General features: G+C 69.8%; 17 protein-coding genes. 8 read left to right on the plus strand and 9 right to left on the minus strand.

Features of this window, described 5'->3' with window-relative positions; all coding sequences use genetic code 11:
- Positions 1 to 12 precede the first annotated feature (12 nt).
- The 4 genes from WS46_RS18790 to WS46_RS18805 form a co-directional block, all read right to left on the minus strand.
- Positions 13 to 1,080, minus strand: a complete 1,068-nt coding sequence (locus WS46_RS18790) for a homocysteine S-methyltransferase family protein (RefSeq protein WP_059523975.1) — start codon at positions 1,078 to 1,080, stop codon at positions 13 to 15.
- A 180-nt stretch (positions 1,081 to 1,260) separates the two neighbouring features.
- Positions 1,261 to 1,518, minus strand: coding sequence for a DUF3567 domain-containing protein (locus WS46_RS18795; protein ID WP_006477667.1), 258 nt, complete (start codon positions 1,516 to 1,518; stop codon positions 1,261 to 1,263).
- Positions 1,519 to 1,763: 245 nt separating this feature from the next.
- The gene (locus tag WS46_RS18800) at positions 1,764 to 3,029 is read right to left on the minus strand and encodes a DUF3108 domain-containing protein (RefSeq protein ID WP_059691410.1); all 1,266 of its coding nucleotides are present in this window, start codon (positions 3,027 to 3,029) and stop codon (positions 1,764 to 1,766) included.
- 117 nt (positions 3,030 to 3,146) lie between these two features.
- Positions 3,147 to 4,022 carry an IclR family transcriptional regulator gene (locus WS46_RS18805; protein WP_059523979.1) on the minus strand — a complete coding sequence of 292 codons (876 nt, stop codon included), beginning with the start codon at positions 4,020 to 4,022 and terminating at the stop codon, positions 3,147 to 3,149.
- A gap of 126 nt (positions 4,023 to 4,148) precedes the next feature.
- On the opposite strand from WS46_RS18805, the gene WS46_RS18810 reads away from it, so the two are divergent.
- The 6 genes from WS46_RS18810 to rfaE2 all read left to right on the plus strand — a co-directional run bounded on the left by WS46_RS18810 (position 4,149) and on the right by rfaE2 (position 10,204).
- Positions 4,149 to 5,141, plus strand: coding sequence for a fumarylacetoacetate hydrolase family protein (locus WS46_RS18810; protein WP_059523981.1), 993 nt, complete (start codon positions 4,149 to 4,151; stop codon positions 5,139 to 5,141).
- Positions 5,142 to 5,282: 141 nt separating this feature from the next.
- On the plus strand, positions 5,283 to 6,110 hold the full coding sequence (locus WS46_RS18815; protein WP_059523983.1) for an enoyl-CoA hydratase/isomerase family protein: 828 nt from the start codon (positions 5,283 to 5,285) through the stop codon (positions 6,108 to 6,110).
- A 79-nt stretch (positions 6,111 to 6,189) separates the two neighbouring features.
- Complete coding sequence (locus WS46_RS18820) at positions 6,190 to 6,942, plus strand: PhaM family polyhydroxyalkanoate granule multifunctional regulatory protein (RefSeq protein ID WP_059691411.1); 753 nt, start codon at positions 6,190 to 6,192, stop codon at positions 6,940 to 6,942.
- A 24-nt stretch (positions 6,943 to 6,966) separates the two neighbouring features.
- Positions 6,967 to 8,193: a patatin-like phospholipase family protein gene (locus WS46_RS18825; protein WP_059523987.1), complete on the plus strand. Its 1,227-nt coding sequence runs from the start codon at positions 6,967 to 6,969 to the stop codon at positions 8,191 to 8,193.
- A gap of 484 nt (positions 8,194 to 8,677) precedes the next feature.
- Positions 8,678 to 9,556 carry a ferritin gene (locus tag WS46_RS18830; protein WP_059451551.1) on the plus strand — a complete coding sequence of 293 codons (879 nt, stop codon included), beginning with the start codon at positions 8,678 to 8,680 and terminating at the stop codon, positions 9,554 to 9,556.
- A gap of 162 nt (positions 9,557 to 9,718) precedes the next feature.
- Positions 9,719 to 10,204 carry a D-glycero-beta-D-manno-heptose 1-phosphate adenylyltransferase gene (rfaE2, locus tag WS46_RS18835; protein ID WP_059451616.1) on the plus strand — a complete coding sequence of 162 codons (486 nt, stop codon included), beginning with the start codon at positions 9,719 to 9,721 and terminating at the stop codon, positions 10,202 to 10,204.
- A gap of 16 nt (positions 10,205 to 10,220) precedes the next feature.
- Here the strand turns inward: rfaE2 and WS46_RS18840 are convergent, their stop codons facing one another.
- The 5 genes from WS46_RS18840 to WS46_RS18860 form a co-directional block, all read right to left on the minus strand.
- Complete coding sequence (locus WS46_RS18840; protein WP_059691412.1) at positions 10,221 to 10,463, minus strand: hypothetical protein; 243 nt, start codon at positions 10,461 to 10,463, stop codon at positions 10,221 to 10,223.
- Positions 10,464 to 10,637: 174 nt separating this feature from the next.
- Positions 10,638 to 11,426: a type III pantothenate kinase gene (locus tag WS46_RS18845; protein WP_059523989.1), complete on the minus strand. Its 789-nt coding sequence runs from the start codon at positions 11,424 to 11,426 to the stop codon at positions 10,638 to 10,640.
- Positions 11,423 to 12,343, minus strand: coding sequence for a biotin--[acetyl-CoA-carboxylase] ligase (locus tag WS46_RS18850; RefSeq protein WP_059691413.1), 921 nt, complete (start codon positions 12,341 to 12,343; stop codon positions 11,423 to 11,425). Before WS46_RS18850 ends, WS46_RS18845 begins: the two co-directional genes overlap by 4 nt.
- A gap of 288 nt (positions 12,344 to 12,631) precedes the next feature.
- The gene (locus tag WS46_RS18855; RefSeq protein ID WP_059691414.1) at positions 12,632 to 13,477 is read right to left on the minus strand and encodes a tetratricopeptide repeat protein; all 846 of its coding nucleotides are present in this window, start codon (positions 13,475 to 13,477) and stop codon (positions 12,632 to 12,634) included.
- Positions 13,478 to 13,491: 14 nt separating this feature from the next.
- Positions 13,492 to 15,555: a bifunctional 2',3'-cyclic-nucleotide 2'-phosphodiesterase/3'-nucleotidase gene (locus WS46_RS18860; protein WP_059691415.1), complete on the minus strand. Its 2,064-nt coding sequence runs from the start codon at positions 15,553 to 15,555 to the stop codon at positions 13,492 to 13,494.
- Positions 15,556 to 15,852: 297 nt separating this feature from the next.
- On the opposite strand from WS46_RS18860, the gene WS46_RS18865 reads away from it, so the two are divergent.
- Together WS46_RS18865 and WS46_RS18870 are read left to right on the plus strand one after the other, a co-directional pair.
- Complete coding sequence (locus tag WS46_RS18865; RefSeq protein ID WP_059691416.1) at positions 15,853 to 16,977, plus strand: ABC transporter permease; 1,125 nt, start codon at positions 15,853 to 15,855, stop codon at positions 16,975 to 16,977.
- Complete coding sequence (locus WS46_RS18870; RefSeq protein ID WP_059691417.1) at positions 16,974 to 17,915, plus strand: ABC transporter ATP-binding protein; 942 nt, start codon at positions 16,974 to 16,976, stop codon at positions 17,913 to 17,915. The genes WS46_RS18865 and WS46_RS18870 overlap by 4 nt, the downstream gene beginning before the upstream one ends.
- Positions 17,916 to 17,941 lie beyond the last annotated feature (26 nt).

Here is a 17,941-nt window from a genome sequence, read left to right on the forward strand (position 1 = left end):
TGGGGCGGTCGGTCAGGCGGCGTCGCTGTACTGGCTCGGCCAGCGGCGCGGTTTCACGTCGGCGAGCGCCTTCGCGATCTCGGCGATGTGCTCGGGCGTCGTGCCGCAGCAGCCGCCCGCGAGGTTCACGAGCCCGGCCTGCGCGAATTCCTTCAGCAGGCCCGACGTGACGTCCGGCGTCTCGTCGAAGCCGGTGTCGCTCATCGGGTTCGGCAGGCCCGCGTTCGGGTAGCACGACACGTAGGTGTCGCACAGCTTCGCGAGCTCGGCGATGTACGGGCGCATCAGCGCCGCGCCGAGCGCGCAGTTCAGGCCGAACGTGAGCGGCTTCGCGTGACGCAGCGAATTCCAGAACGCCTCGACCGTCTGGCCCGACAGGATGCGGCCCGACGCGTCGGTCACGGTGCCCGAGATCATGATCGGCAGGCGCTCGCCGGTGTCCTCGAACAGTTCGTCGAGCGCGAAGAGCGCGGCCTTCGCGTTCAGCGTGTCGAAGATCGTCTCGACGAGGAACAGGTCGACGCCGCCGTCGAGCAGCGCCTTCGCCTGCTGGTAATACGCGTTGCGCAGCTCGTCGAACGTGACGTTGCGCGCGCCCGGGTCGTTGACGTCCGGCGAGATGCTCGCCGTCTTCGGCGTCGGCCCGATCGCGCCCGCGACGAAGCGCGGCTTGGCCGGCGTGCTGTAGCGGGCGGCGGATTCGCGCGCGAGCCGCGCCGATTCGACGTTCATCTCGACGACGAGGTCTTCCATCCCGTAGTCGGCCTGCGCGACCGTCGTCGCGCCGAACGTGTTGGTTTCGACGATGTCCGCGCCGGCCGCGAAGTACTGGTCGTGGATCTCGCTGATGATCTGCGGCTGCGTGAGCGACAGCAGTTCGTTGTTGCCCTTGATGTCGCGCGGGAAATCCTTGAAACGCTCGCCGCGATACGCGGCCTCGTCGAGCTTGTAGCGCTGGATCATCGTGCCCATCGCGCCGTCGAGGATCAGGATGCGCGATTTCAGCAGCGCGGGCAGGTCGGCGCCGCGCGTGTAGGGCGCGTCGAGCGGGGCGGAAGCGGCGAGAGGGGTCGCGGACATGGCGGAAGAGCGGCGAAGACGGGAAAACCGTCATTGTAGCCGGTGCGCCGGGGCGCCGCCCGGCCCGCGCCAACAAACGAAAACCCCCGCCCGGCGAACCGGACGGGGGCTTGGATCGGAGTGCTCGCGGCGCCGCTCGAACGCGGCGAATGGCCCGGCGATGCGCCGGGCCGCGGGTCGTCAGTGCAGGACGACGGGCATCATCATCAGACTGTCGAACTGTCCGAGGAATTCGTCCACTTCGTCGAGCGACGGTTCATCCTCGATCAGTTGCTTCACGTGTGCGCGGAATCGCTCGGCGAGTTCGCCGTCGATGAAGATCTCGCGCTGCGCGTTCTTGTCGACGATTTCGTATCCGCCGGCATTCATCAGATGGTGGCCGGCCTGCGGCGCAAATTCGACGACGCAGTAGTTGGGGCTGTTGTAGATCATTTGCATGGCGGCACTCCTCTTCGCAGTGGCATCTGGCCTTGTTGTCCCGTAGGTGGGGCAGGCCTTGCCGGTTTCAAGGGGCTTGCGCTGCACACCCCGTTCTCCCGTTTGCGTGGGGTGTATCGGGTTAGAAGCCGATATCTATCAAACGTTTCTTATTGTGATCCGGTGCACCGAAATAGTTGTTAAAGAGTGTCATCGGCCATTTTGGCGAGAGCTTTAATCGGTCGAAATTGCCGATTGGTCGATCGTCACTGCACGGGCTGCGACGCTGCCGGCGGCGCAACCGCTGGCGCCTGCTCGGCGGGCGCCGGCGCGGGTTGTGCCGGCTCCGCGGCCGGTGCGCCGGCAGGCGCGTTCGTTGCGCCTTGGTTCGTCGCGCCTTGCGTCGCGCCATCGGCAGGCGCATCGGGCGGGGCGAGCCGGCCGTGCCACAGCAGCTCGATCTGCGAGCCGTTCGGTTCCGATTGTACGAGCCGCGCGGGCAGCCAGCCGAGCGACGGCGCGAGCCACATGTCGATGCGGCGCGTGTCGCCATCGCGGCGCGGCAGCCGCATGAAGTGGCGTGCGCGGACGATGCCGGCCTGTGTCTGCACGTCCTCGTCGCCGATCACCGTGATCGGCCAGGTCTCGCCGTTGTTGTTGTCGATCACGAAAAACTGCTGCGTGACGCCCGGCCGATACGCGGACGGATTGCCGCGCACGAGCCCCGACAGCTGCATCAGCATGCTGAAGCGGTCCTGCACGCCGTCGGGCAGCGGCGCGTTGTTCGGCGTGCGCGTGAAGACGACCTGGCGGATCTCGCGGTTGAAGATCGCGATGTCCTCGGGCCGCTTGCCGCGCTTTTCGACATAGCGGTCGGGCGCGACGCCGAATGCGTCGATGCTGCCTTCGCTGCGGTAGCTGAACGGGCCGACGAACGGCACGGGCATCGACACCGACAGGTCGTAGGTGCGGCCGTCGGTGCGCCAGTGGATCGTGCCGATCATGTTCTGCATGCCGTTGTAGAACGTGTCGTACTGCAGGTCGCCGGGCGGCGGCGCCGCGAACTTCACGCCGCTCGTCGCGGGGCCCGGTGTCGCTGCACCGCCGGCTTCGCCGGCCGATGCCGCCTGCGTGCCGGATGCGCCTGCCGCGCCGCTCGCAGCAGAGGCGGCAGAGGCGGCGGCCGGCGGCGGCTCGCCTTGCTCGGCCGTCTGCGTCGACGTGAGGACCGGCTCGGGCGACGGCGCGGGTTTCGCCGCAGGCTTCGGCGCGGCGGGGGCCGGCTTCGCCGGCGCTGGCTCGGCGGGATGTTCGGTGGGCTTCGGCGCGGGCTGGCGTTCGATCGGCCGCGGCTTCAGCAGCTCGATCTGCACCGGTATCTCGGCGGGCGCGGGCGGCGTGAACGCATCGCGGCTGCGCGTCAGCCACAACGCCGCGAGCGCGTGCAGCACCAGCACGACGACGAGCGCGACGCCCACGCGCAGCCAGTGGCGGGGCAGGGCGTGGCGAGGACGGGTGTCGGCAGGCGGCATCGGCGAAACGGAACAGGGTTGGGGCAGTCGTGGCGCGCGGCGCGCGTCACAGCCATCGGACCGCCGGGTGCGCCGCGCGTTCGCGGTACATCGCGCGGGTGTCGCACGCCCCGCGTGTCAGGCGTCGCGCGCGTCCGGACTATAGCCGAGTTCGTAAGACAGTTTCTGCGCGCATGCACGCAGCGCGGTGTCCATCTCGCCGCCCCATGCGATGTCGAACATGCCTTCCTGGCCGAGTGCGACGATCGCGAGCGCGAGTTCGCCGACCGCATCGAACACCGGCATGCAGAACGCATGGATCGTCGGCAGCAGCATCCCTTCGACGCGCGCGGCCTGATGCGCGCGCACGTCGGCGAGCACCGCCTCGACCTCGTCGAGCGTGCGCGGGCCGCCGTGATGCGGCGAGCGGCGCGTATCGGCGAGCTCGCGTTCGAGCATCGCCGCGGTCTTGCTGCGCGGCAGGTACGCGGCGAACAGCAGGCCCGTCGCGGAGCCGAGCAACGGCATCACGTCGCCGAGCTTCAGCGACGCCTTCGCGGGGTGGCTCGATTCCATCCAGTGCACGATCGTCGGCCCCTGGTTGCCCCACACCGCGATGCCGACCGTCTGGTCGACGCGGTCGCGCAACTCGGTCAGCGCGATCCGCGCGAGCTTCACGCCGTCGACGCGCGCGAGCCGCGCGAGCCCCATCTGCAGCGCGAAGCCGCCGAGTTCGTAGCGGCCCGACACGGGATCCTGCGACACGACGCCGAGCCGCGAGAAGCTGACCAGATAGCGGTGCGCCTTCGCCGGGCTCATGCCCGCGCGCTGCGCGAGATCGCGCAGCATCATCGCGCGCGGCTCGCTCGTCAGCACGTCGAGCAGGCGGAAGCCGACCTCGATCGACTGGATGCCGGAGCGGACCTTCTCGCCGCCTTCGCCGTGCTCGCCGGAGCCGGTGTCGTCGGTGTCGGAATCGGCGAGATCGTCGTCGGGAAGCGGGCTGGCGGGCATGGGCAACGGGGCGCGACAAGGCGGCAAGGGTCGGGACGAAAACGGCGCGCACGATCGTGGCGCGCCGCACGGATTCACCATCGTAAAATAGATTCCCTCCATCGTCACTACAACGGCAGATACCCCATGAAACTTGCATCGCTGAAGGACGGCACGCGCGACGGCCAGCTGATCGTCGTGTCGCGCGACCTGCACACCGCGGCGATCGCCGATGCGATCGCACCGACGCTGCAGCGCGTCCTCGACGACTGGGCGTTCTACGCGCCGCAACTGCGCGATCTGTACGACGCGCTGAACCACGGCCGCGCGCGCAACGCATTCGCGTTCGACCCGGCGAACTGCATGGCGCCGCTGCCGCGCGCGTTCCAGTGGGCCGACGGCTCCGCGTACGTGAACCACGTCGAGCTCGTGCGCCGCGCGCGCGGCGCCGAGATGCCGCCGGAGTTCTGGACCGATCCGCTGATGTACCAGGGCGGCAGCGACGATTTCCTCGGCGCGCGCGACGACATCGTGTGCCCGTCCGAGGAATGGGGCATCGACTTCGAGGCCGAGGTCGCGGTGATCACCGGCGACGTGCCGATGAGCGCATCGCCCGACGACGCGCTGAAGGCCGTGCGGCTCGTCACGCTCGTGAACGACGTGTCGCTGCGCAACCTGATTCCGGCCGAACTCGCGAAGGGCTTCGGCTTCTTCCAGAGCAAGCCGGCCACCGCGTTCGCACCGGTCGCGGTGACGCTCGACGAGCTCGGCGACGAATGGCGCGAGGGCCGCGTGCACCGGCCGATGATCGTCCACTGGAACGGCAGGAAGGTCGGCCAGCCCGACGCGGGCACCGACATGGTGTTCCACTTCGGCCAGCTGATCGCGCATGCGGCGAAGACGCGTAACCTGCGTGCCGGCTCGATCGTCGGCTCGGGCACGGTGTCGAACAAGGACGCGAAGCGCGGCTACTGCTGCATCGCCGAGAAGCGCTGCCTCGAGACGATCGAGCACGGCGCGCCGCAGACCGAATTCATGCGCTACGGCGACACCGTGCGCATCGAGATGTTCGACGCGGCCGGCAAGTCGATCTTCGGTGCGATCGAGCAGTCGGTCGCCCCGCCCGACGGCGCGGCCTGACGTCTGCGCGAATCTCGGCGCGAAACCCGGCGCGAAGCCCGGCTCCGGCCCGCGCGCCGGGTTTCGCCTGATGTTTGCCCGCGCGGGCTTGGCTACACTCGATTCAGGCGTTTCAGCATTTCAAGAACCCGGGAGCTGCGCATGACCGATCTCGCCGCGTACGGCGGTTACGAAGCATTGAAGGTGACGCGCCGCGATCATGGCGTGCTCGACATCGTGATGAGCGGCGAGGGCGCGAACCGCAGCGGCCTCGCGACCGCGAACGAGCGCATGCATCGCGAGCTCGCCGACATCTGGCGCGACGTCGACCGCGATCCCGACACGCGCGTCGCGGTGATCCGCGGCGAGGGCAAGGGCTTTTCGGCGGGCGGCGATCTCGCGCTCGTCGAGGCGATGGCGAACGACTTCGACGTGCGCGCCCGCGTGTGGCGCGAGGCGCGCGACCTTGTCTACAACGTGATCAATTGCAGCAAGCCGATCGTGTCCGCGATGCACGGCCCGGCCGTCGGCGCGGGGCTCGTCGCCGGGCTGCTCGCCGACGTCTCGATCGCCGCGAAGGATGCGCGCATCATCGACGGCCATACGCGGCTCGGCGTCGCGGCCGGCGATCACGCGGCGATCGTGTGGCCGCTGTTGTGCGGGATGGCGAAGGCGAAGTATTACCTGTTGCTGTGCGAACCCGTGAGCGGCGAGGAGGCCGAGCGGATCGGCCTCGTGTCGCTCGCGGTCGAGCCGGCCGACCTGCTGCCGAAGGCGTACGAGGTCGCGGAGCGGCTCGCGCACGGGTCGCAGTCGGCGATCCGCTGGACCAAGTACGCGCTGAACAACTGGCTGCGCAGCGCCGGGCCGACCTTCGATACGTCGCTCGCGCTCGAATTCATGGGCTTCTCGGGGCCCGACGTGCAGGAAGGCATCCGCTCGCTGCGCGAGCGGCGCCCGCCCGATTTCCCCGGCGACGCACCGTTCTGACGCGCGTTATGATCGGATCAAGGGCGGCCGCGCGACTCGTGCCGGCCGCATCGCCCACCCAGTCAACCAGGATGCCCGTATGACGACCGATGCCTCCGGCTCCAATCCTTTCGCCGGCTTTGCCGGTTTCAAGCCTGCCGACATGCTCGACCGGATGTGGGACATGATGCGGATGTCGCCGTTCGGCGGGATGGCGTCGTTTCCCGGCGCCGCGTCGGGGCTGCCGCCGTCGCTGTCGAGCATGTCCGACATGATGGCGCCGCTCACGAGCGTCGAGGAGCTCGACAAGCGGATCACCGATCTGCGCGCGGTCGAGCAGTGGCTCAAGCTGAATCTCGGCATGCTGCAGTCCGCGATCCAGGCGCTCGAGGTGCAGCGCGCGACGCTCGCGACGCTGCGCGCGTTCGGCGCGTTCGCGCAAAGCTCGATGTCGGCGGCCGAGGAGGCGGCGGCCGCGGCCGCGCAAGCGGCGTCCGCGCCGCGCGCCGATGCGCCGCAAGCACCGGATGCCGCTGCCGCGGCTGACGAACCGCCCGCAGGCGACGCCGCGCAGCAGGCGTTCGATCCGGCCGGCTGGTGGAACCTGCTGCAGGCGCAGTTCAACCAGCTCGCGAGCCTCGCGATGACGCAGCCGGGCGCGCAGCCCGCGGAGGCGGGCGCCGCGCCGTCCGGGCATGCCGCATCGACGGCGCGGGCGGAGCAGCCCGCACCGGCCGCGGCCGCCGCGCCGCGCAAGCCGGCCGCGAAGCGTGCGAAGCCGGCCGGCTCCGCCGCGGCGCGCGCGGCGGCCGCCTCGTCGCCCGAAACGCGTCCGCCGAAGCGCTCGACGTGACGCCAACCGGATAGCAGGTCGATCATGCGGCTCGCGCTCGTGCTGATGGGAGGCGGCGCACGTGCCGCCTATCAGGTCGGCGTGCTGAAGGCGCTGGCCGAGATCGCACGCGAGGCCGATCCGAACCGGCACACCGTGCCGTTCACGGTCGTCTGCGGCTCGTCGGCCGGCGCGATCAACGCGACGTCGATCGCGAGCCACGCGGACGACTTTTCGCATGGCGTGCGCCGTCTGCTCGAATTCTGGGAACCGCTGCGCGCGGACTACGTGTATCGCACCGACTGGCTCGGCATCGCGGCGGCGGGCGCACGCTGGCTCGCGACGATGACCTTCGGCTGGGCGGCGCGCCGGTCGCCGCGCGGGCTGCTCGACAACGCGCCGCTCGCACATCTGCTGCAGCGCGAGCTGAGCTTTCACCGGATCGAGCAGATGCTCGAGAGCAGGCTGCTGCACGCGCTCTCGGTGACGGCGCTCAGCTATTCGAGCGGCCGGCACCTGACGTTCTACCAGGCCGCCGAGCCGATCCAGGCCTGGCGGCGCGCGCAGCGCACCGCGCGGCTCGTCGATCTGTCGGCATCGCACCTGCTTGCGTCGTCGGCCATTCCGTTCGTGTTTCCGGCTGTGCCGCTCGTGCTCGACGGCCAGATCGAATATTTCGGCGACGGCTCGATCCGGCAGGTCGCGCCGCTGTCGCCGGCGATTCACTTCGGCGCGAACCGGATCGTCGTCGTCGGCGCGGCCGACCCGCGGCCGGAAATTCCGGCCGCGAACGGTTCGGGACGGGTGCGCGGCTACCCGACGCTCGCGCAGATCGGCCAGCAGGTGCTCGCGAGCGTGTTTCTCGACTCGATCGGCTCGGACATCGAGCGGATCGAGCACATCAATCAGATGATCGAGCACTTGCCGCACCAGGTCGAAGTGGACAGCGGCTGGCGGCACGTCGACGTGCTCGCGATCGCACCGTCCGAGCGCATCGAGTTGATCGCCGCGAAACACCTGAAGCAGATGCCGGCGACGATGCGCGGGCTGCTCGGCGCGATCGGCGGCAGCCAGCCGGCCGGCGCGTCGTTCGCGAGCTACCTGCTGTTCGAGGAGGCCTTCACGCGCGAGCTGATCGAGCTCGGCTATCGCGACGGGCGCGCGCAGCGCGACACGCTGGCGAACTGGATCGCGGGGGCCGACGGCGGCAGCGGGCCGGCATCCGGCCTGCCGCCGGAGAGCGGCCGCGCGACCGGCGAAATACGGGTCTGATGCGCGCGGAGCGGGGCCGAAACGGATGAAACTTACATATCGGTTGCGTTTTCGCGACGGCCGCCCGCGACCGATCGCCGCACCGACGTTGGCGGCGCGCGACCGGCTCCACGTCTCGGAACCGTCATGCGCGCGTGCTATCATGGCCGCCGCCGTATACACCATATCGAGCAGCCCGCCGGTCCGGCGGTCGCACGGGAACCCGTCCGGGAACCGCGTGGCGCCGGGCGGGCTCGCCACCGAGCCGGCCTGCGCCGGCCCCCACATCAGGCACGCGCGGCCGGTACCGTTCGAGCAGAGCGGGGCCGCGGCGTGCTTCAAGGCGGCGGCGCGGCCGCCCGGTTGCCGGACGCGGAAACTGCGTCCGGGGGCTGGATACACGCGTAAAATTAGAGTCTTGGCTGCAAAAGGCGCGCTCGCGCGCCCACGCGGCAACAGTCACGTTTAGAGAAGTCGCATTGCGCAGAACAGGGGTGGGACCATCATGAACACCATGCTTTATCCGGAACTTTACAGGTCGCTCGAAGCTGTCCGCTGGGACATGGAGAAGGACATTCCGTGGGACAAGTTCGACGCTTCGCTGCTCACCGACGAGCAGGCGAAGACGATCAAGATGAACGCGATCACCGAATGGTCGGCGCTGCCCGCGACGGAGATGTTCCTGCGCGACAACCAGCACGACAGCGACTTTTCCGCGTTCATGAGCGTGTGGTTCTTCGAGGAGCAGAAGCATTCGCTCGTGCTGATGGAATACCTGCGCCGCTTCCGGCCGGAAATGGTGCCGACCGAAGAGGAACTGCACGCGGTGCGCTTCGAGTTCGATCCGGCGCCGCCGCTCGAGACGCTGATGCTGCATTTCTGCGGCGAGATCCGCCTGAACCACTGGTATCGCTGCGCGGCCGACTGGCACACCGAGCCCGTCATCAAGCACATCTACGAAACGATTTCGCGCGATGAAGCGCGCCATGGCGGCGCATACCTGCGCTACATGAAGAAGGCGCTGAACAATTGCGGCGACGTCGCGCGCGCGGCGTTCGCGAAAATCGGCGTGCTGATGGCGTCGGCGCGTCGCACCGAGAAGCCGCTGCACCCGACCAACCTGCACGTGAACCAGGCGCTGTTCCCGCGCGACACCGTGCAGTCGCGCCTGCCCGATCCGGAATGGCTCGAGCGCTGGCTCGACGAGCAGATCCGCTTCGACGGCGAGTGGGAAAAGAAGGTCGTCGAACGAATCCTGCACAACCTGTCGATCCTGTTCGAGCGCACGTTCGCGACCGCCCAGGAGCTGAATCGCTATCGCAAGGAAGTCACCGGCCGCCTGCAGTCCGAAAGCGGCCCGTCGTCGGCCGCGCAACCGGCCTGAGGCCGCGCGGCATCGCAGCCGGCGTGAAGCGCCGCCGGTCGCGATCGCCGCAGTGTATTCCCGCATGAAGCCCGCCCGGCCATCCGGCGGGCTTTTTATCTGGCGCCGCCGTGTTTCGTCGCGACGTGCACCGCGCGCCGCTCACGCCATCCGAAATTCATCATGTCCGCTACCTTCGAACGCAAGCTGATCACCCGCGACGCCCTCGTTGCCCTGCGCGCTTCGCTGCCTTCGCCCGTCGTGTTCACGAACGGCGTGTTCGACATCCTGCACCGTGGCCACGTCACGTATCTCGCCGATGCGAAGGCGCTCGGCGCGTGCCTGATCGTCGGCGTGAACAGCGATGCGTCGGTGCGCATGCTCGGCAAGGGTGACGACCGCCCAATCAACCGCGAGGAAGACCGGATGGCGCTGCTCGCGGCGCTGGAAAGCGTCGACTGGGTCGTGAAATTCGAGGAAAAGACGCCGGTGTCGCTGATCGAGGCCGTCCGTCCGGACATTCTGGTGAAGGGCGGCGACTACGACATGGATGCGCTGCCGGAATCGGCCATCGTGCGCGGCTGGGGCGGGCGTGCGCTCGCGATTCCGTTCGAGCACGACCGCTCGACCACCGCGCTGTTGAAGAAGGTGCGCGCGCAGCAGTCCTGATCCGGGTGCCGCGCCGTCAGGGCGCGGATGCCGCGAGCGGCTCGGCCGGCACGGCCGGCGCGCCGATCGGACCGCCGATCACGGGCTGATCGCTCGCCTGCGCGAGCGGCATCGCATGCAACGCATCGGGCCGAACCTGCCGGGACAGCACGCCCGGTTCGCGCGGGCCGGCCGCCGGCAGCGGCCCGAACACGCCGCGCACGGCGACGAACGCAAGCAGGTTCGCGAGAATGAGAACAGCGATCAGCCAGCGCAGCATCGTCGACACTCCTCGTCGTTGTTCAGTCGTTCAACCGTTCGCTCGGGCCGCAGGCACGTGCGGCCGGCTGTCTGCACGGGCGCACGCGCCGGCGCCCGTTTCCCATCCCCACTGTGACGAAGCCCGCACTCGGGCCTGCGTCGACGCGGCCGGCGCGATGCCGACCGGTTTCCGTCAGTTCCGCGCCGCCGCGTCCGCGGCGATCAACGCAAGCCCCGACAGGATCAGCGCGTCGTGCCGCGTATGCGGCAGCGTCAGCGCGCGCGCGACATCGTCCGCCGCGCCGCCTGCCAGCACGAGCCGCACCGGTGCCTGCCACGCATCGGCGAGATCGCGCCATGCGCGCTCGATCAGCCCCGCCTGCGCGTACAGGCAGCCCGCCGACAGCGAGCGCGGCGTATCGACCTGGAACGGCTCGGCCTGCGCGCCCGCGAGCAGCCCGCTCGCGATGTCGGTGGTCAGCGTCGGCAGCTGCGCGGTGTGCGTGCCGAGCGCGCGCATCATCAGCGCCCAGCCCGGCGCGATCAGCCCGCCGGTGAAACGGCCGTCCGCGCGCAGCGCTTCGAGCGTCGTCGCCGTGCCGAACGTCGCGATCAGCAGATGCTCGCCCGGAAACGCCGCCCGCGCGCCGATCAGGCCGGCCCAGCGATCGCTGCCGAGCTGCTCGGGCGTCGTATAGCCGTTCGTCACGCCGCATTGCGCGGGCCGCGAGCGGATCGTCGTGCGCGCCAGGCCCGGCCAACGGGCGTCGAGCAGCGCGTCGAGCCGCGCGGCCACGTCGGCGCCCGCGACGTTCGAGATCCATGCGCCATGCGGACGCGGCAGGGCCGACCAGTCGGGATCGGCACCGCCGTCGCGCGTATGGCCGAACGCGCCGGTGTCGACGAGCGTGCGCTGCGCGTCGGCGAGCGCCCACTTGATCCGGCTGTTGCCGGCGTCGATCAGCAGGTGCGGTTCGTTCATTGCGCTTCGCGCAGCGATATGTCGCCGGCCGCGATCGCCTGGATGCCGTCGGGCGTGTCGAGCAGCAGCTGGCCGGTCGCGTCGATGCCCGTCGCGATGCCGCGCACGCGTTCGATGCCCTGTTCGAGCAGCACGACTTCGCGTCCCGCGTAAGCGTGCAGCGCGTGCCAGCGCGGCAGGAACGGCGCGAGCCCGTCGGTGCCGAACTGCGCGAGTGCGGGCGTGAGCGCGTTCAGCGCCGCGGCGAGCGTATCGGTGAGGTTCGCCGATGCGCACGCGGCCGACAGCGCCGCTGGCGGCAGCCCGCTCGCGAGTGTCGCTTCGCGCGCACGCAGCGCATCGACCTGCGCGGCGACGGCTTCCGCGCCGCGCACGTTGATGCCGAAGCCGATCACGACGGCGGTCGCGTCGGCGGTGGTCCAGACGGTTTCGATCAGGATCCCGGCAAGCTTGCCGACGATGCGCGACGTGCCGTCGGCGGCGGTCGTCAGCAGCAGGTCGTTCGGCCATTTGAGCGCGACGCGCGTGCGGGCGTCGAGCGGCAGCGTGGCGAGCCCTTCCGCGAGCGCAACGCCGATCGCGATGCTGAGGCCGCCCAGCGCGTCGACGGGGCGCGGCACGATGCAGCCGACCGAGCAGAGCAGCGCGTTGCCGGGCTGCGCGAACCAGGGACGGCCTTGCCGGCCGCGGCCCGCCGTCTGCTCGAACGCGACGCGCACGAGCGGCGCGGGCAGCGCGTTCGCGGTGCGCGGCAACGCCTTGAGGCGCGTCGCGACGTCGGCGTTGGTCGAGCCGGTGGCGGCGACGATGTCGAGCGGCCACGCGCGCGGCGCGGCGTCCAGGTGCGCCTCGAGCCGGTTGCGCGCGATGTGCGCGTCGCCGGAATCGGGCGTGTCGGAGGAGGTGGGGACGTTCATGGCGCCTATTGTAGCGACAGGGGGCCGTGCGTGACGGGCGGCGCGCACGACAGGCGGGGCCGGGGCGGCGGCCCGCACGCGACCTGCGCAAAGCCGCCGCCCGCGCGGCTCGGTGCTTCTCGATCTGCACCAGCGCCTTGACGCCCTCTTCGGACGTTTTCGCGGGCAAGCAGCGTCTTGCCCTTCAGGGCTGGCGTCCTGGCGGGCCGATTTCCGTTGCGGGCGGTCGATGCGCGGGGCGTCAGGTCGCTCTGCCGCCGCGTTCGTGCCCGCGCGGCCGACGCACCGTCACGGCGCGACGACCGGATGCTTCAACGCATGCGCGGTCTCGATCCACTGCGCATGGAATTCGTCCGCGTCGGGCTTGAGCCCCAGCTCGCCGTTGCGATAGGCCATCGCGAGCGTTTGCACGGCTTCCGGCAGCTCGTGTTCCGCCGCTCGGCGATACAGCGCGAGCGCGCGCGCTTCGTCGCGCGGCACGCCGCTGCCTTCGCGGTACGCGTTCGCGAGCATGAAATCCGCGGCCGGGATGTCCGCGCGCGACGCGATCTCGAACCAGTGCGCGGCCTGCACCGGGTCGGCAGCGATGCCGTAGCCGCTGCGATAGATCAGCCCGAGGTAATACGCGGCGGCCGGATCGCCGTGTCCGGCCGCTTCGCCGAGCAGCGTGCGGGCGCGTGCGTAGTCCTTCGGAAGGTCGCCGCTGCCGAGCAGCAGCGCCTTGCCGAGCGCCAGCTGCGCACGCCGCGCGGCCGGCGTGTCGGCTTTCGCGTCCGCCTGCGCGGCGGTTTCGAGCCAGCCGCGTCCCTCGTCGCGCAGCCCCGGCTCGCGCGCATCGACGAGCGCGATGCCGAGCGCCGCCTGCGCGTCGCCCGAGCCGCGCCGCGCGAGGGTGCGCAATTGCGCGAGCGCGTGCGGCTCGACGGCCTGCGCGACCATCGCCTGCCATTCGTCGAGCTGCGCGGCGCTCGGCGCGGGGCCGGCGGCGCGCCAGCCCGTCGCCGCGACGACGGCCGCAACGGTCACGGCCGCCGCCGCGAGCAGCGCGGCCGGCGGGAGTTTCGCGCGCAGCAGGCGCCGCGCGGCGGCGGTGAAGCCGGCCTCGGCGGGCCGCATCGTCCGGATCGGTTGCATCGCGGGTCTCGTGGTCATTGCGTGAGGTCGATCTCGTAGAGGGCGAGGTTCTTGCCCGAGCCGTCGTCGGCCGCGACCTGCGTGAGGCCGGTCAGGCCGGCTGCCGCCGCGTCGCCGAGCCGGTTCGGCGCGGACGTGAACTGCACGTGCGCGACCGAGCTCGCCAGCTTCGTGAAGCGCCAGCTGCGCTGCGCGCCGTCCGCCGCGCGCGTGATCGCGCCGCGCTTCTTGATGAACGCGATCAGCACGTCGCGGTTCGCGTCGGGCGACGCGAAGATCGTCTTGCTGCCGTCGAGGCCCGGGAAGTTGCCGCCGCCGCTCGCGCGGTAGTTGTTGGTCGCGACGATGAACTGCGCGTTCGGGTCGATCGGCGCACCCTTGTACGTCAGGTTCCTAATCCGGCTGCCGACCGGCTGCGTGACGTCGATCTCGTACGCCAGATCCGCTGACGTGAACATGTCGAAGTTGTAGCCAGGGAAGCTGCTGACGAGCGGCTGCACGGTCGCCTTGGTCGGATCGATCGTGTTGAAGCGCTTCGCGGCCGTCTCGAGCCAGTTCTTCACGTCGCTGCCGCTCACCTTCACCGCATACACGGTGTTCGGATACAGGTACAGGTCGGCCGCGTTGTTGATCGCGAGCGCGCCCGGCGCGACGTCGGTGTAGTCGCTGCCGCCGCCGAAGCCGCTCTTGAACGGCGCGCTGACCGACAGCACCGGCAGCGACGCGTATTGTGGCAGGTTCGCCTGCACGTAGGTCTTCACGTAATCGGCCTGCGCCTCGTTGACGATCTGGATCGCGCCCGGATCGCCGACGTCCGCGAAGTACGAGTTCATCCGGTAGTCGGTCGAGCCGATCGGCGTCTTCACGTAGTCGATCGTCGCCTGGTGTTCGGCGGCGATCGCGGCGGACACCGACGGATCGGCGGCGACGTAGCTCTTGTCCGCGTTCTGGATCGGCCGCGCCTCGACGGTCGTCTGCGACTTGTCGACGCTCCACGTCTTGCCGTCGAACTTCAGGCCGAGCTTGATCACGCCGAGATGCTTGCCCCAGTAGTTGGCCATCACGGTCGGCACGCCGTTGACGGTGCCCTTCGCCTTGTCGACGCCCGGCAGGTTGAACTGCGCCACGGTGCTGTTCGCGTCCGGGAACACCTGGTGCGAGTGGCCGATCAGCATCGCGTCGATGCCCGGCACCGTCGACAGCCACCAGCTGCCGTTTTCCATGGTCGGCGAATACGCGGCATTGTCGAGGCCGCCGTGCGAGATCGCGACGACGAGATCGGCGCCCTTCGCGCGCATCTCCGGAATGTACTTCTCGGCCGCTTCCTTCAGGCCGGTCGTGTAGACCTTGCCGTCGAGCCAGCGCTTGTCCCAGCTCATGATCGCGGGCGGCGTGAAGCCGATGATGCCGATCTTCACCGGCGCGCTGACGGTCTTGCCGTCGGGCGCGACGGCCGTCACGGTGCGGGTCAGGATCGTGTACGGCGTGAACAGCGGCGCGTTGGTCCGCGCGCTGATCACGTTCGCGAGCACCTGCGGGAAGTTCGGGCCCGCGCACTTCTTCTGCTGCGCGGGGGCGGGCAGCCCGTCGACGTCGAACGTGTTGCCGGTCACCTGCGACAGGTACGGCAGGCCGTAGTTGAACTCATGGTTGCCGATCCCGCCGCCGTCGAACTTCGCCGCGTTCATCACCTTGTAGATCGCGAGCGTCTGGTCGCAGCCGATCGGGTTCACGAGCGCCTGGTAATCCGACAGCGCGGTGCCCTGGATCGTGTCGCCGTTGTCGAGCAGCAGCGTGTTCGGATACTGCGCGCGCGCCTGCGCGATCAGCGTCGACACGCGCTCGAAGCCGAGCGACTTGTCGGCGGCGAGCTTGAAATAGTCGTACGACAGCACGTTGGTGTGCAGGTCGGTCGTTTCGAGCAGCGCGAGCGTGGCCGTCGTGCCGGCGGGCGCCTGCGTCTGCGACGACGGCGGAGCGGTGACGTCGTCGCCGCCGCAACCGGCGAGGGCGAAGGCGAGGCTGGCGAGCGCGGCGGCGGCGGTCGCGCGGCGGCGGGAAAGCGGGGGGAGACGCATCGATTGTCCTGTTTGGTGTTCTGTTCTATGAATCGCGAGGAGCGCAGCGAAATGGCGGCGCGGGCGCCGACGGCCTGACGTGCGGCGCGTGAGAGTATCGAAAGGAAACGTGACGGAAGAATGAAAGGTCGCGTGCCCGGCACGCCGTTGCGGCGGCGAACGCCGCGCCGTGACGGGCCGGGCACCCTCGACGAGGCGCCTTTGGCCCGGCTGCTCGCCCCGACGGCAATCCTCACGTCGCGGCGCCGGACGGTTCGATACAATGGCCGCTGTCATCCTTTTGCAAACAACCCGCCCTTGGACTTCGACACACCTCCCGGCCTGTCGGTCGACGCCGGCGGCCAGGGCCAGACGGTGCGCCTGACCGGCCAGTGGACCGCGCTCGCGCTTGCGCGCAATCGCGGCGAGGTCGCGCGCCGCGTCGCGGGCATCGCGTCCGGGCGCGTGAACGAATGGGATCTGTCCGGCATCGAGCGGCTCGATCACGTCGGCGGCCAGGCGCTGTGGCGCGTATGGGGCCGCAAGCTGCCGGCCGGCGTCGAGCTGACCGCCACGCAGCGCACGATCTTCGAGCGGATCGAACGTCTCGACAGCCAGCGCGAGGCGCCCGAGCGCGTCGTGCGCTTCGATCCCGTCACGCGCCTCGGCCAGGCGATCTTCGCGTTCGGCGAACACCTGCAGGGCGGCATCGCGATGTTCGGCCTCGTGATCCTCGACGCGCTGTCGGTGCTGCGCCGTCCGCAGACGATGCCGTGGAAGGAAACCTCGGCGAACATCTACAGCGCCGGCGCGCAGGCGCTGCCGATCACCGCGCTGGTCGCATTCCTGATCGGCATCGTGCTCAGCTATCTGTCCGCGCAGCAGCTGCAGATGTTCGGCGCGAACCGCTACATCGTGAACATCCTCGGGCTGTCGGTGATTCGCGAACTCGGGCCCGTGCTGTCGGCGATCCTCGTCGCGGGCCGCTCGGGCTCGGCGATCACCGCGCAGATCGGCGTGATGCGCGTGACCGAGGAGCTCGACGCGATGCGCGTGATGGGCATTCCGCACGGGCTGCGGCTGATCCTGCCGCGCGTGCTCGCGCTCGGCGTCGCGATGCCGCTGCTGGTGATGTGGACCAACATCGTCGCGCTGACGGGCGGCGCGCTCGCCGCGAAGTTCGTGCTCGGGATCGACGTCAACTATTTCGTGCGCTCGCTGCCGGGCGTCGTGCCGATCGCGAACCTGTACATCGGCCTCGGCAAGGGCGTCGTGTTCGGCATGCTGATCGCGCTGGTCGCATGTCATTTCGGCTTCAGGATCAAGGCGAACTCGCAAAGCCTCGGCGAAGGCACGACGACGTCGGTCGTGTCGTCGATCACGGTCGTGATCCTCGCCGACGCGGTGTTCGCGATTTTGTTCCAGAACGTGGGGCTCGGATGAACGCGTCGAAACAACCGGCGGCCGGTGCCGTGCCGGCCGATGCCGCCAGCGCACATGCCGCGGCAGTCGGCGCGGGCGCGGTCGGCACGCCGCCGGCGGCCGCGCACGGCGACGACCTCGTGATCGAGGTGCGCAACCTGACGAAGCGCTACGGGCGCAACATCATTCACCAGAAGCTCGATTTCGATGTGCGGCGCGGCGAGATCGTCGCGATCGTCGGTGGCTCGGGCTCGGGCAAGACGACGCTCGTGCGGCAGATCCTCGGCCTCGAGCGGCCGACGTCGGGCACGATCAAGGTGTTCGGCGAAGACACGTCGAAGATCGACGACGCGAGCGCGCGGATGATGCGCACGCGTTCGGGGATGCTGTTCCAGCAGGGCGCGCTGTTCTCGTCGATGACGGTGTTCGACAACGTCGCGCAGCCGCTGCGCGAGCTCGGCCGCGTACCGCCCGACCTGCTGCACGACATCGTGATGCTGAAGCTCGAGATGGTCGGGCTGCCGTGCAAGCACGCGTCGAAGATGCCGGCCGCGCTGTCGGGCGGGATGGTGAAGCGGGTCGGCATCGCGCGCGCGATCGCGCTCGAGCCCGAGCTGCTGTTCCTCGACGAGCCGACCGCCGGGCTCGACCCGCAGGCGTCCGACGAATTCGTCGAGCTGATCGCGACGCTGCACCGCACGCTCGGGCTGACCGTCGTGATGGTGACGCACGATCTCGACACGATGGTCGCGTTGTCGACGCGCGTCGCGGTGCTGGCCGATCGCAAGGTGCTTGTGGCGGCGCCGGTCGAGGAGGCCGCGAACGTCGACCATCCGTTCATCCACGAATATTTCCTGGGGCTGCGCGGGCGCCGCGCACTGCAGGCGCTGCCGCCCGAGCGGCGCGCGAAGCTGCCGAAGGCGGCCCTCGAACCGGCGCTGTCGAGCGTCGAGTTGTAAGCAAGGCAAGAAGCAAGGAACCCGCG

This window comes from Burkholderia sp. RF4-BP95 (assembly GCF_001521985.1).
Taxonomy (GTDB): Bacteria; Pseudomonadota; Gammaproteobacteria; order Burkholderiales; family Burkholderiaceae; genus Burkholderia; species Burkholderia diffusa.

Excerpts from the sequence above, each read along its gene's own strand:
- WS46_RS18855 (WP_059691414.1), bottom strand. The coding sequence starts at position 13,477 with ATGCAACCGATCCGGACGATGCGGCCCGCCGAGGCCGGCTTCACCGCC.
- WS46_RS18830 (WP_059451551.1), top strand. The coding sequence starts at position 8,678 with ATGAACACCATGCTTTATCCGGAACTTTACAGGTCGCTCGAAGCTGTC.
- WS46_RS18795 (WP_006477667.1), bottom strand. The coding sequence starts at position 1,518 with ATGCAAATGATCTACAACAGCCCCAACTACTGCGTCGTCGAATTTGCG.
- WS46_RS18845 (WP_059523989.1), bottom strand. The coding sequence starts at position 11,426 with ATGAACGAACCGCACCTGCTGATCGACGCCGGCAACAGCCGGATCAAG.
- WS46_RS18870 (WP_059691417.1), top strand. The coding sequence starts at position 16,974 with ATGAACGCGTCGAAACAACCGGCGGCCGGTGCCGTGCCGGCCGATGCC.
- WS46_RS18800 (WP_059691410.1), bottom strand. The coding sequence starts at position 3,029 with ATGCCGCCTGCCGACACCCGTCCTCGCCACGCCCTGCCCCGCCACTGG.
- WS46_RS18810 (WP_059523981.1), top strand. The coding sequence starts at position 4,149 with ATGAAACTTGCATCGCTGAAGGACGGCACGCGCGACGGCCAGCTGATC.
- WS46_RS18850 (WP_059691413.1), bottom strand. The coding sequence starts at position 12,343 with ATGAACGTCCCCACCTCCTCCGACACGCCCGATTCCGGCGACGCGCAC.
- rfaE2 (WP_059451616.1), top strand. The coding sequence starts at position 9,719 with ATGTCCGCTACCTTCGAACGCAAGCTGATCACCCGCGACGCCCTCGTT.
- WS46_RS18825 (WP_059523987.1), top strand. The coding sequence starts at position 6,967 with ATGCGGCTCGCGCTCGTGCTGATGGGAGGCGGCGCACGTGCCGCCTAT.
- WS46_RS18815 (WP_059523983.1), top strand. The coding sequence starts at position 5,283 with ATGACCGATCTCGCCGCGTACGGCGGTTACGAAGCATTGAAGGTGACG.
- WS46_RS18790 (WP_059523975.1), bottom strand. The coding sequence starts at position 1,080 with ATGTCCGCGACCCCTCTCGCCGCTTCCGCCCCGCTCGACGCGCCCTAC.
- WS46_RS18860 (WP_059691415.1), bottom strand. The coding sequence starts at position 15,555 with ATGCGTCTCCCCCCGCTTTCCCGCCGCCGCGCGACCGCCGCCGCCGCG.
- WS46_RS18840 (WP_059691412.1), bottom strand. The coding sequence starts at position 10,463 with ATGCTGCGCTGGCTGATCGCTGTTCTCATTCTCGCGAACCTGCTTGCG.
- WS46_RS18820 (WP_059691411.1), top strand. The coding sequence starts at position 6,190 with ATGACGACCGATGCCTCCGGCTCCAATCCTTTCGCCGGCTTTGCCGGT.
- WS46_RS18805 (WP_059523979.1), bottom strand. The coding sequence starts at position 4,022 with ATGCCCGCCAGCCCGCTTCCCGACGACGATCTCGCCGATTCCGACACC.